Source organism: Stakelama pacifica (assembly GCF_004361835.1).
Classification (GTDB): Bacteria; Pseudomonadota; Alphaproteobacteria; order Sphingomonadales; family Sphingomonadaceae; genus Sphingomonas; species Sphingomonas pacifica.
In genome coordinates this window covers 482,991-495,472 of sequence record NZ_SNWD01000001.1, presented here as the reverse complement: position 1 = coordinate 495,472, position 12,482 = coordinate 482,991, and the positions used below count along the sequence as shown (strand labels likewise).

The 12,482-nt window shown below is 60.9% G+C and carries 11 protein-coding genes and 1 pseudogene; 4 read left to right on the top strand and 8 right to left on the bottom strand.

What is annotated here, in order from left to right:
* Nucleotides 1-28: 28 nt before the first annotated feature.
* Both EV664_RS02260 and EV664_RS02255 read left to right on the top strand, forming a co-directional pair.
* On the top strand, nucleotides 29-1,585 hold the full coding sequence (locus EV664_RS02260) for a PAS domain-containing sensor histidine kinase (RefSeq protein WP_133494047.1): 1,557 nt from the start codon (nucleotides 29-31) through the stop codon (nucleotides 1,583-1,585).
* Nucleotides 1,586-1,678: 93 nt separating this feature from the next.
* On the top strand, nucleotides 1,679-2,437 hold the full coding sequence (locus EV664_RS02255) for a hypothetical protein (protein ID WP_133494046.1): 759 nt from the start codon (nucleotides 1,679-1,681) through the stop codon (nucleotides 2,435-2,437).
* Nucleotides 2,438-2,511: 74 nt separating this feature from the next.
* On the opposite strand, the gene EV664_RS02250 is transcribed toward EV664_RS02255, so the two are convergent.
* The 3 genes from EV664_RS02250 to EV664_RS02240 are packed head-to-tail and all read right to left on the bottom strand — an operon-like array spanning nucleotide 2,512 to nucleotide 4,862.
* Nucleotides 2,512-3,033, bottom strand: a complete 522-nt coding sequence (locus tag EV664_RS02250; protein ID WP_133494045.1) for a DUF4142 domain-containing protein — start codon at nucleotides 3,031-3,033, stop codon at nucleotides 2,512-2,514.
* Between the two features lie 2 nt (nucleotides 3,034-3,035).
* Nucleotides 3,036-4,313, bottom strand: a complete 1,278-nt coding sequence (locus EV664_RS02245) for a ferritin family protein (RefSeq protein ID WP_133494044.1) — start codon at nucleotides 4,311-4,313, stop codon at nucleotides 3,036-3,038.
* Nucleotides 4,314-4,337: 24 nt separating this feature from the next.
* Entirely contained in the window at nucleotides 4,338-4,862 is a 525-nt protein-coding gene (locus EV664_RS02240) for a DUF4142 domain-containing protein (RefSeq protein ID WP_133494043.1), read from the bottom strand.
* Between the two features lie 264 nt (nucleotides 4,863-5,126).
* Here EV664_RS02240 and EV664_RS02235 point away from each other — a divergent pair.
* Nucleotides 5,127-7,402: pseudogene (locus EV664_RS02235) on the top strand (FdhF/YdeP family oxidoreductase).
* Nucleotides 7,403-7,689: 287 nt separating this feature from the next.
* On the top strand, nucleotides 7,690-8,463 hold the full coding sequence (locus EV664_RS02230) for a Crp/Fnr family transcriptional regulator (protein WP_133494042.1): 774 nt from the start codon (nucleotides 7,690-7,692) through the stop codon (nucleotides 8,461-8,463).
* Between the two features lie 6 nt (nucleotides 8,464-8,469).
* Here EV664_RS02230 and EV664_RS02225 read toward each other — a convergent pair whose 3' ends face one another.
* The 5 genes from EV664_RS02225 to EV664_RS02205 all read right to left on the bottom strand — a co-directional run bounded on the left by EV664_RS02225 (nucleotide 8,470) and on the right by EV664_RS02205 (nucleotide 12,474).
* The gene (locus EV664_RS02225) at nucleotides 8,470-8,739 is read right to left on the bottom strand and encodes a hypothetical protein (protein WP_133494041.1); all 270 of its coding nucleotides are present in this window, start codon (nucleotides 8,737-8,739) and stop codon (nucleotides 8,470-8,472) included.
* The gene (locus tag EV664_RS02220; RefSeq protein WP_133494040.1) at nucleotides 8,736-9,515 is read right to left on the bottom strand and encodes an SDR family NAD(P)-dependent oxidoreductase; all 780 of its coding nucleotides are present in this window, start codon (nucleotides 9,513-9,515) and stop codon (nucleotides 8,736-8,738) included. Before EV664_RS02220 ends, EV664_RS02225 begins: the two co-directional genes overlap by 4 nt.
* Nucleotides 9,516-9,539: 24 nt before the next feature.
* A complete protein-coding gene (locus tag EV664_RS02215; RefSeq protein WP_133494039.1) occupies nucleotides 9,540-10,727 on the bottom strand; it encodes a zinc-dependent alcohol dehydrogenase in 1,188 nt (395 codons plus the stop codon).
* A gap of 17 nt (nucleotides 10,728-10,744) precedes the next feature.
* Nucleotides 10,745-11,263, bottom strand: a complete 519-nt coding sequence (locus EV664_RS02210; protein ID WP_229668036.1) for an SRPBCC family protein — start codon at nucleotides 11,261-11,263, stop codon at nucleotides 10,745-10,747.
* A gap of 158 nt (nucleotides 11,264-11,421) precedes the next feature.
* On the bottom strand, nucleotides 11,422-12,474 hold the full coding sequence (locus tag EV664_RS02205) for a Gfo/Idh/MocA family protein (protein ID WP_133494038.1): 1,053 nt from the start codon (nucleotides 12,472-12,474) through the stop codon (nucleotides 11,422-11,424).
* Nucleotides 12,475-12,482: the final 8 nt, after the last annotated feature.

Here is a 12,482-nt window from a genome sequence, read left to right as displayed (position 1 = left end):
TTCGAATCGCACCGTTTAGCGTTTATGGATGATGACCGAACAATCACGGTTTGATGCACATCTCGCCGAGCGGCGATTTCAGACGCTGATCAATTCGGTCACCGAATATGCGATCTATATGCTCGATACCGGGGGCTATGTTCGCAACTGGAATGCCGGGGCGGAAGCGATCAAGGGCTATTCCGAACAGGAAATCGTCGGGCAGCATTTCTCGCGCTTTTACACGCCGGAGGATCGCGACCGCGGCGTGCCCGCCATCGCACTGGCGACCGCGCTTTCCGAAGGCAAATATGAAAGCGAGGCTTGGCGGCTTCGCAAGGACGGAACGCGCTTCTGGGCGCATGTGGTCCTCGATCCTATTTTCGACGAGCAGGGCAACCATGTCGGCTTTGCCAAGATTACGCGCGACATCACCGAAAAGCGGCTGGCGCAGGAACAGCTCGACCAGACTCGCGAGGCGCTGTTTCAGGCGCAGAAACTGCAGGCGCTTGGCGAGCTCACCGGCGGGATCGCGCATGATTTCAACAATCTGATCACCGTCATTCGGGGATCGGCGGAACTGCTGCAAAATCCCCGGCTCGATCCGGCAAAGGCGAAGCGCTATGTCGACAGTATCGTTGCCGCGTCCGATCGCGCCGCCGAACTGACCAGCCATTTGCTTGCCTTTGGCCGTCGCCAGTCGCTGTCGCCCGAAACGGTCGACCTCAACATCCGGCTGGATGCCTTTGTCGAAATGCTTTCCCGCACGCTCGGCGATACGATCGAAGTGCGGTTGCGAAGCGAGGGCGGGCTGTGGACGGTACGCGTCGACGATACCCAGCTTGAGACCGCATTGCTGAACGCCGCGATCAATGCGCGCGACGCCATGCCCGACGGCGGCACGATCACGATCGAATCGACCAATATTCCTGCGAGCGACGGCGAACCCGATCTGGTGTGCATCGCGCTTTCGGACACCGGACCGGGCATCCCCGATGATGTGCTGAAGCGCGTGTTCGAACCGTTTTTCACGACCAAACCGGTGGGCAAGGGCACCGGGCTCGGCCTGTCGCAGATCCACGGTTTCGCAGCACAATCGGGCGGGCGCGCCGAAATCGAATCGAAGCAGGGGGAAGGGACGACCGTGCGCCTGTTGCTGCCGCGCGCCACGGGCGAGGCGCGGCATGTCGAGCGCCCGGTATCCAGCGTTCCGCACGGCCGGAATCTGACGGTGCTGGTCGTAGACGATAATGAGGCGGTGCTGCAATTCGCCGTCGATCTGCTGGAATCGCTCGGCTATATGGCGCGCACGGCGGAATCGGGCGACGATGCGCTCGATATTCTCCGCTCTGCGCACGTCGATATCGTCTTTTCCGACGTGCTGATGCCTGGCATTACCGGGATCGAGCTTGCCCGACGGGTCGAACAGGACTGGCCGGGCCTGCCGTTGGTGCTGACCAGCGGTTATAGCGAGGAACTGGTCCGCGATCTCGATTTGCGATGGGAGCTGGTTCCCAAGCCTTATACCGCGGAAAGCCTCAGCGGTGCGTTTGAACGCGCGCTCTCCGACACATCGTCTGAAGTGTTGAGAACTGATCCCGGTTAAGGATCGGGGCGGCTTGCCTGTGTCATGCTTGCGGAACGGTAACGGCGATGCACGGTGCCTCGGCCGCCGGGCGTCCGATCGGCAAGGAGATTCATGCGAGACAGTTTTTATTTCGGCATTCCTTTGATTTCGGCGGCGGCTGCGAATGACTGGCAGCGGGTGAATCAGCTGCTGCGCGATACGCTGCACTCGGTGCAGGCGCAGGAGGACGGCAATTTTCGGGTGATCATCGTCGGCGACGATGCGCCGATCGGCTGGCGCGAAGGTTTCGGGCAGGACGAGCGCTTCGTCTTCGTCGCGGCGAATGCGGCACGATCCGCTCCGACCGGGGCCAATGACGATGCCGGCGTGAAACGCTGGATGATCCGCAAATGGGTGAAGGATGCAGGAGGCGGGCTGCTGATGCTGCTCGATGCCGATGATCTGGTGGACCGCGCCACGGTCCGGATGGCGCGCGAACGCATGCGCGGCGATGTGCGCGCCGCAGTCATCGGAAAGGGCGTCGCGATCGACTGGGTCAGCGGCTATGCGCTCGAACTGCCGCATGCGGAGGTGTACGAAGGCGCGTTCCACACCTTGTGCGGGTCGAGCACGATCGCGCGCATCGCCCCGAACGATGATCCCTTCGACGCGCTGGGGTCGCATCATCGCTGGCCGGAAAATGCCGCTGAGCAGGAGATCGATCTGATCCGATTGGCGTTATGGGGCGGCTACAGGGTCAATAGCGACCAGAATCATTCTGAAACGCACGGTCCCTATGCCGCCTGGCGCCAATGGTTCAATCGTGCGGTTGTCGAACATGGCGCGCCGCTATCGCCTGCGTTGCAGCACCGTCTGGCCTTCACGGCATAAACAAAAACCGGCCGGCGGAGGGAAAACCGCCGACCGGCACGGGTACGGACAGCCGGGAAAAGCCGCCCGATCTCTCAAAGATTGGCGCGCAGCGTCTTCATGCGTTCCAGATGCCGGGCAACCACCGGCCCGGTTCCTTCGGCAAAGGAGCGCAGCTGCGGATTATCGCCGCCATGCGCATAGCTTTTCATCAGCGACGATGCTTCTTCATGCGCCAGCACCTGCTGATCGAGATAGGTGCTGTCGAAGGAATCGTCCGGCGCTTCCTCAAGATGCTGGATCATCGTCTCGCGCCGCTTGTCGAGCGCCTCTTTTGGATGCTCGACATCTCTGGTCTCGCGCATCGACAGCGCCGATTTCAGCTGATGCGTGCTGGTATTGTGATCGACGATCATCTTTTGCGCGGCAGCACGTATATCGTCGTTGCGCGAGCGTCGAAGCGCGATTTCGGCTGATGTGCGTTCGTACAGATCGCTGGTCGCGGCTGCCTGCACAAATTCGTTCGCGGTCCTGGTCATCGCCGCGCTCATATGGCCGGCAGCGCCGCCCATCGCGTCGGTCATCTTGTCGACGGTGTTTTTGAATTCGCCTGCCATGTTCAGGCTCCCTGTTTTTCGAGGATATCGGCTTCGGCCCGGGCATAGGAAAAGCTGTCGCCATTCCCGCCCTGGCGAAGCGCCGGATCGGGATGCTCGCCCTCGGTCGCAATGCGATAGTCGCTACCCTGTTCGGCGCGGCGCCGTTCGATCACCTGTTCGGTCGGCACGCCGCCCGCATTCACTGCCTTTTGATAATCGTAGAAACGATGATCGCGCGGCAGATCGCCGATCGGCACAAATTCGGAATCCCATGCGGTCCAGTCCACCGTGCGGCGGAGCACATCGCGGACATATTCCTTGTTCGGTTCGAAACGCAGCGGCTCGGTCATGCCGTCAGCCGGGAGGAAGCTTTCGGGATCGATCCCGTCGATTTCCTTGAGCATCTCGCACGCGATGCGCAGATGCTCGATCTCCATATTGAGGTGCAGTTCCCACAATGCCTTGATCCGGGAATTATTCTCGGTCTGCATGCACGACCAATAGAGCCAGCATTCATTATATTCGTGCAGCACCAGATTGGTGAGCCAGCCGAGCGTTGGGTCGAGGATCGATTCATAATGGCTGACATGCTCTTCCTCGATTTCGGCGATTTCGAGATAGAGCGCGCGCGCCAGCGGATTTTCGGGAATATTCCCGCGATCCATATAGAAATTCATCGTCTGCTGTTCGGCAGCGACGATGGTGAGCGCGTTCATCACCGACTGGGTATCGGCGGCCTTCAGCGTCATCGGACGGCGCAGTTCGTCATGCGGATCGCGATGTTGGAAGATCGTGGGCCGGCCGGGAAGAATCTCGGTCAGATCGCCGACAATGTCCTGGGCGGTTCGCGTCTCGCCCATCAAGTCCATCAGATTGGCATAGCGATAGAGATGGTCGAAATCTTCGAGCAGTGCGAATTCATAGACTTTTTTCAGATAGGGATCGGGCTCCTGCCGGGCGAGCCAGCCGGTCAGATCGACGGCGACCTGCTCATAGCCGATCGTGGTTTCCAGCGTGGTTTCGCTGCCCGGGATCAGCCAGTTGACCGCCTTTTGCTGCTGCTGCTCGATGCGCCGGACCATCGCGAGCCTTTGCTTGATGCCGGTGTCGGCGGTGTGGCGCGCGAACTGATGCGAGTTCATGATCGCTTCGACTTCGATGCCGTTCATGAATATCACGCGGCAGCGGGTATACGGATGAACGTCGCGGCTGTCATACGGGGTGACGTTCAGTTCGGACCAGTTCCGGAGCTGCCGGTCCATCGGAATGCCGCGTTCCTTTAAGGGGTTGAAAGCCATGTTGTGTCTCCGTGCGGGGCGCGATCAGCGCCGGTTCAGCCGATCGAGATGGCGGATATGTTCTTCAATGACAGCAGCGGCCTTCTGCGCCGCTTCGCGCAGTGCAGGGGTATCGCCGTTGCGCGCATAATTGCGTTGCAGCTGCAGCGCCTGTTGATGCGCCTGCTTTTGCTGGGCGAGATAGGTTTTTGCGAAATCACTACCTTTAGCGCGCAATGCGGTCAGCATCTGCGTATGTTCGGGCAGGAGGCGCGGCGCGGGGGCCGATATCCCTGCCGATTGCGCAGCGTGTTTCAGCACCTGCGTGGTGCGCTGATGATCCTTGATCATTTCGCGGGCAAAATCGCTGATTGCCGGATCGCTATCGTTGCTGATCGCCAGTTGCGACGACTGGATTTCATATTGGTCGCTTGATGCGGCGGTTCGCAGATAGTCGAGGGTGTTGCCCGACTTCGCCGTTTTCTGAACGCTTACGGGGGCGGCGGTGGCCGGGGCCAGCGCCATTCCCGCGATCAGGCCCGCTGCTGCAGCAAAAGCTAGAAAATTCATCGCATTTCTCCATGCATGTTCGGGCCGGGAACCGCGAAAGCCGGGGGTTGGTTTCGACGACTCGGAGAAAATAATGGAAGTTAATCATGGAGTTATTCGGGCGGCTTTTGCGGGCGACTGCTCCTCCGCCTCACCGTGATCCGCGACGAACCGGTACCGATGTTGGATGGGTCGAGCGCAATTCCCATCCGTCCCCAACCAAGGTTACCATCGGCCCGCGAAGCGCCTGATACGCTTGACGCCATCAGCAACGGGAGAGACGCGATGGCGGACGAGAAGGATACGGCGCATTATGACGGGCCGTCCGGGGGCTGGGGTTCGGTGCGCGGCATGTCGCGCATCTTCGGCAAGGAACTCGACAATCCCGCCGTGCTGGAAACTTTGCGTCGTCAGAACAAGCCCGGCGGGTTCATGTGCGTTTCCTGCGCCTGGGCCAAACCCGCCAAGCCGCATGTCTTCGAATTTTGCGAAAATGGCGCGAAAGCAACCTTGTGGGAACAGACATCGCGCCGCGCTACGCCGGAATTCTTCGCCGAACATACGGTCAGCGAGCTCAAAACATGCCGAGACCATGATCTGGAGCAGGCAGGTCGGCTGACTCATCCCGTGCGCTATGATCATGCGACCGACAGATATGTCGAGGTGAGCTGGGAAGAGGCATTCGCGCATATCGGCAGCGAGCTGAAAGCGCTCGATCCGCGATCGACGGTATTTTATACCTCAGGCCGGGCGAGCCTTGAAACCGCTTATTGCTATGCGCTGTTTGCCCGCCTGTATGGCCATAACAATCTCCCTGATTGTTCGAACATGTGCCATGAAACCACGTCGGTCGGCCTGAAGAAATTCACCGGTTCGCCGGTCGGCACCTGCATCCTCAGCGATTTCGAGATTTGCGACGCGATCTTCTTTTTCGGCCAGAATACGGGGTCGAACAGCCCGCGGTTTCTCCATCCGCTGCAAAATGCCGTGGAGCGGGGATGCAGGATCGTCACCTTCAATCCGGTATATGAAAAAGGGCTGATGGAATTTGCGAATCCGCAAAGCCCGACCGAAATGCTCACCCCGAAATTGACGCAGATTTCCTGCCAATATCATCAGGTTCGCGCAGGCGGCGATATCGCGGCAATCATGGGCATGTGCAATATATCCTCGAATGGGAGGATGAACTATCGGCGCGCGAAGAGCGCCACCTGCTCGATGTGGATTTCATCGAACAACATACCACCGGGTTCGAGGCGTTTCGCGATCAGGCGCGGGGCACGTCCTGGGAAGCGATCGAGGCGGAATCGGGGCTCACCCGCGAGGCGCTGAAGGATGCCGCGCGGGTTTATGCCGAGGCGCGTGCGACGATCGGCATTTACGGCATGGGGGTAACGCAGCATGTCCATGGTTCGCAAACCATCGGGATGCTGGTCAATCTGATGCTGCTGCGCGGGAATATCGGCAAGGACGGGGCAGGGATCTCGCCCGTGCGCGGGCATTCCAATGTACAGGGGCAGCGCACCGTCGGCATTTCCGAAAAGCCTAAGCTCGTGCCTTATGATTATCTGAAGCGGCTTTATGATTTCGATCCGCCGCCCGATCAGGGGATGAACACGGTGGAGGCGTGCGAAAATATCATCGATCGCAAGGTGAAGGGCTTTATCAGCCTAGGCGGCAACTTCCTTCGGGCGGTGCCGGAGCGCGAGCAGATGGAGGCGGCATGGCCCGATATGCAGCTGACGGTGCAGATCGCGACCAAGCTCAACCGCAGCCACCTTATCAATGGAAAGGTCGCCTATCTGCTGCCCTGTCTCGGCCGTAGCGAGGAGGATGTGCAGGAAAGCGGGCCGCAATCGGTCAGCATGGAGGACAGCCTTTCGCACATTTACGGCTCGGTCGGAAAACGCACACCGGCAAGCGAGCATCTGCGTTCAGAGCTGGCAATCGTCGCAGGGATTGCAAAGGAGACATTGCCGCCCAATCCGAACGTGCCCTGGGACCGGTGGGTGGGCGATTATTCGGTGGTGCGCGACCAGATCGAAAAAACCTACCCCGGCAAATTCGATCAGTTCAATGAACGGATGTTTCAGCCTGGAGGTTTCTACCGCGGCAATCCGGCGCGCGATCGTATCTGGCATACCGAAAGCGGCAAGGCGGAATTCAGCTGCCCGGATCAGCTCACGGCGTTCGGCGTCGAGGAGAAGCCGGGCCGATATCGCCTGATCACGATGCGATCGAACGACCAGTTCAATACGACCATTTACGGCTATTCTGACCGGATGCGCGGGATTGAGGGGACGCGCGATGTCCTGCTGATCAGCCCGGAGGAAATGGATGCGGCGGGGTTGAAAGAAGGGCAGGTGGTGTCGCTGGTGAGCGATGCCGATGATGGCGTTCACCGGCAACTAGACGGTCTGACTGTCACGCCCTTCGATCTGCCGCGCGGGTGTATCGGCGCTTATTATCCCGAAGCCAATCCGCTGATGCCGTTATGGTATCATGACCAGCTGTCGCGCACCCCGGCGGCAAAGGCAGTGCCGGTGCGAATCCTTGCCTAAGGCTTGCTTCGTCGCGGTTAAAGAGGCGTTCGCCGTGCCGGACTGATCCAGGCTAATGCGCAATGAAATCTGCTGTATTAACAAAGCTATGGATTGATTGCCTTCGCGATCGGAATAGCGGGGCGAACGCGCGCCCGAGGTGCTCATCGTAACGCCCCGATCGGCAGCAACCATGCCGACCCCCGGTGGCGCCGTCAGGGTGCTGCCCGAAACGGACTGCCTGATTGCAGTGAACCGCCACCGCGCCGGAATCGAAACGGCTGCCATGGCATTCGGGAGAAGCTGACATGCAAAATACCGCCCCACTCCATTATGCGACGCCGACTCCTGACATACGAGCGCCCGCGAAGGGGCCGGCCGATCCGGTCATCCTCCGCCTGCGCACGCTGGTGGAACTGGATGCCCGGGATATCGCTGCGCTCAGCGATCATGCCGTCCGGACGCGGCGCAGCGTGCCCCCGCGCCGTGAACTGGTGGGCGAGGGCGAAGCGGTGAAGCGCCCGATCATGGTTCTTTCGGGATGGGGCGCGCGGGTGCGCCTGTTGTCGGACGGAAGGCGTCAGCTTTTGTCGCTGCTGCTTCCCGGCGAGTTTGTTTGTGGGCGAACGCCCGAAAGCCCCTGTTCCAGCGCGGTTGTCGCACTTACCGAAATGACGATATGCGACGCGCCGGATCCGCAGGACCTGCCGCATGAGTCTGCGCTGCACTCGGCCTATATCGTGGCGGCGGAGGTGGATGAATATCATCTTCTGGCGCAGATTACACGGCTGGGGCGCATGACCGCTTATGAACGCTGTGCCGATTTTCTGCTGGAAGTGGGCGAGCGGCTCAGCCTTGCGGGGCTGACCGATCATAACAGCTATTCGCTGCCGCTGACTCAGGATTGTCTGGCCGATGTGCTGGGCCTCACCAACGTGCATGTGAACCGGACGCTGCAGGCGCTTCGCCGTGACAAGATCATCCGGACGATGCGCGGCAGCGTGACTCTGCTCAACCCCAACGCGCTCGCCAGGCAGGTGGACCGCCGCCCCGCACCCTGTTTCCGGCGCGGAGCGGCATAGTCCGGATCATCGCTCGTCGCGAGCGATGAATTTGTTGAAACGGCTGTCGCCTTCGTCCTGATAGAGAAAGGCGAGGGTATTCTCGTCGAAAATGCGGAAGAATTTCTCCCATTCGACCGGTTCGAGCGATTCTTCCCGCTCGCCAAAATCGACCCGGAGAATGGCGCCGGGGCGATCGTCGTCCGCGGTGGCGCTCACCACGCTGGGCGTGCCGCCGCGTTGCTCCACCCATTTGCGGATGGTGTCATGATCGGTGGTGCGTACCGCCTCGCTCATTGTGTCTGCTCCGGTTCGGCCATGTTGCGATGCTGTTTCGCGAGCATGCGGTCGGGAACGATATGCGCCATCGCCGCCTGCACTTTGTTCCACATGCCCGATACGACATGGGCGGAGCCGTCCATCATCGCGTCCCAGCCGTCGCGTGCGACCTTGGCCGGATCGGCCTTGTCATCATCCTCGCCGACGGGGGTGTCCATCATGCCTGCACGGTGAAAGAATTCGGTATCGGTCGGGCCGGGCATCAGCACGGTAATCCCCACTCCGGTATCGGCGAGTTCATCACGCAGGGCATAAGCGAAGCTGTCGAGATAGGCCTTGGTCGCGTTATACACTGCCTGATAGCTGCCGGGGATAAGCCCCGCGATCGATCCGGTGATGAGAATACGCCCTTCGCCCCGCGCCTTCATCTGCTGAGTCATTTTCTGGAGCAGATAGGTCGTGCCGGTGACATTGGTGTCGATCACCTTGCGCCATTGCTCGGGCTGCTGATCGACAAAGGCATGGCCGAGCCCGCGCCCCGCATTGGCGATCAGGATATCGACCGGGCGCCCCGCACAGGCGGCGAGCAATTTGTCATTGCCGTCAAAGGTCGAAAGATCTGCAGTCACCGGGGTGACCGCAACCGACCCGTTGCCCAGCTGAGCGGCGATATGGGCGATGTCGGGTTCGTCGGAGGTAACGATCAGGTCATATCCCTGATCCGCCGCGATCTTCGCGAGTTCGAGGCCGATGCCGCTGGAGGCACCGGTGATGATCGCCAGTTTATCGGCCATGGATGATCTCCTGATTTGCCGGAATTACGCTGCCGGAATCTGGCCCGGCTTCAGCACCACCTTGGTGCATTCATTCTGGTCGTTCTTGAATTTGACATAGCCTTCCGGACCGTCCTCCAGCGCCATTCGGTGCGAGATGAGGAAGGTCGTGTCGAGCTCGCCTTCGCCGATCATGCGCAGCAGATCGTCCTGATAATGCTGGACATGGGTCTGGCCGCTTTTGACCTGAAGCCCCTTTTCCATCAGCGCGCCGATCGGGAATTTGTCCAGAAAGCCGCCATAGACGCCGGGAAGTGATACTTTTCCGCCCTTGCGGCAGGCAGTGATCAGCTGACGCAGCGCATGGCCGCGATCGGTGCCGAGAAAGGTCGACGCCTTGATCTGGTCCATCGCATTGTCGAGGAACATGCCGTGACTTTCGAGGCCGACCGCATCGATACAGGCGTCAGGACCCATGCCGCCGGTCATTTCCATCAGCGCTTCATAAGTGTTGCTTTCCTCGAAATTCAGCGTCTCGGCACCGAAACGGGCGGCAAGTTCCAGCCGGTTCGGGAAATGGTCGATGGCGATGACCTTGTGTGCGCCCAGCTTGAAGGCTGATTGTACCGCGAACAGGCCGACCGGACCGCAACCCCAGACGGCGACGGTGTCGCCTTGTTCGATGTCGCAATTATCCGCCGCCATCCAGCCGGTGGGCAAAATGTCGGAAAGGAACAGGACTTTTTCGTCCTCCAGCCCGTCGGGAATGACGATCGGACCGGTGTCCGAATAAGGCACGCGGACATATTCCGCCTGACCGCCCGGATAGCCGCCGGTGAGGTGCGAATAGCCGAACAGAGCCGTCATGCCATGGCCGTACAGTTCGCGCCCCAGATCCTGATTATCCGCCGGATTGGAATTTGCGCAGGCGGAAAACTGGTGCTTTTCGCAGAAGAAGCACTGGCCGCATGCAATGACGAAGGGGACGACGACGCGCTGCCCTTCTTTCAGGGTGCTGCGCGGGCCGGTTTCGACGACTTCTCCCATGAATTCATGGCCGAGAATATCGCCCGGCTTCATCGTCGGGATATAGCCGTCGTAGAGATGGAGATCGGACCCGCAGATCGCCGTCGAGGTGATCCTGATGATCGCGTCGCGGGGGTTGAGGATTTCGGGATCGGGGACGGTATCGACGCGGACATCGTGCTTTCCGTGCCAGGTGAGTGCGCGCATATCGGCTCTCCCTTTCTTCAGGATGCGGGTTCGGGATTGGGCGGGCTGCTGGTCGGGATTTCACCGGCTTCGAGCAGCGCTTTCAGGCGTTTGAGGTCGCGGCGGACCTGAATCGAGGGCTCCTTCTGGAACAGCTTCGCCACTGCTTTGCCCACCATGCCATAAGGCGGTTCGTAGCGGATATCGGCGGTGATCCAGGTACCGCGGCCGGGAGGGGCGTCGCGGAACGTCACCACGCCTTCATGCTTCACATCGCTGCCCTCGGTGGAGACCCATGCAATGCGGCAGTTCTCCTCATCCTCTACGATTTTGGAATCCCATTCATAGGTTCCGTCCGGGCCCGAGACTTTCCAGTGCGAGGTGGTTTCGTCCTTCACCTCGATTGCCTGGACATTATGGAGGACGGGGGCGAGGTTCGAGAAATTGCGGAAAAAAGCATAAACCGCTTCGCGCGGCCGGTTGATCGTTTCGGTATGCCCGCTGACTCCGGTTTCGGACGTGGCGGGGGCATCGTCGGTGCGAGGGTCGCTCATCATGCCTCCTGCAAAGGTGGCGAAGGTGGCGCCGAACCGGGGTTGCGGCGCTGCCTTTGGGGTCGAACACATTAACTCAAGTTATTGAGTTAAAACGGTTTATCGGGACGTTGCCGATGATCGACCAGCGCATGGCAACCGGCTTGGTTCCGAAGTTGCCATCAGGATGCGACGAAGCGAGCCGATGCGGCGGACACGTCGCCGCGCAGCCGGTCGAGCACGTCGCTGACCGCGACCAGATGGTCGACCGCAGGATCGAAACCGCGCCCCTGCGCAAGCCGCCCCGCCCAGTCGCTGCTTGCGCGGCCACCCCAGTCGTCGGGCGGTTCGGCGAGCGTTTCGCACGCCGTGCCCTGCATCGCCCAGCCGTGAAAGTCGTAGAAGGAGCCGTCGCGGTTCACCATCGAGGCGCTTCCCTTCGTCCCGTGGAACCGCATCTCGATCACCGCATCCTGACCGGCGCTGAGATTCCACGAGCAGGCGAGGCGCGCCTCAATCCCACCGGCAAGCGAAAGCATGGCGAGCGCATGATCCTCCGCCACATCGCTGTCGTGCAGCGGTTCGCCTTTGGCGAAGCGGCGGACATGCACGGTGTCAACTTCGGGAAAGCCGAGCGCCCAGAGCAGCAGATCGACGAGATGCACGCCCAGGTCCATGATACAGCCGCCGCCCGACAAACGCGGGTCGTAGAACCATGGCTTGTTGGGGCCATAGGCATTGTGAAACACGCATTCGACGGCATAGATCCGGCCCAGCGCACCGCTTTGCACGCGATCGGCAATCGCCTCCATCGCCCGGGTCCGGCGATAGGAGAAATCGACCGCGAGCAGCCGGTCGGCATCGCGCGCCGCGGCGACGACCGCAGCCGCTTCGGCAGCGGTGCGGCCGAGCGGTTTCTGACAGAATACGGCAGTGCCCGACTGAAGCGCGTGTATCGCCTGTTCGGCGTGCAGCGCGCTGGGCGTGGCGATGACGACGCCGTCCACGCCTTCGTTCAGCATGGCATTCAGGCCCGCCACCGCATGGCTGTCGCGCGCCAGAGCGAGCGCCTCTTCACGGCAAACGGGGTCGGGATCGCTGACAAAGACGGTGTCGACCAGACCGGTGGCGCAGATCGCCGCCATCCGGTTGCGCCCGATCCAGCCTGTGCCGAGAAAGCCGAGCCGCAGTCCGGTCCGGCCACCCGGTGCGGGCTTGCCCGCCAACTTAGACATATCCGCCA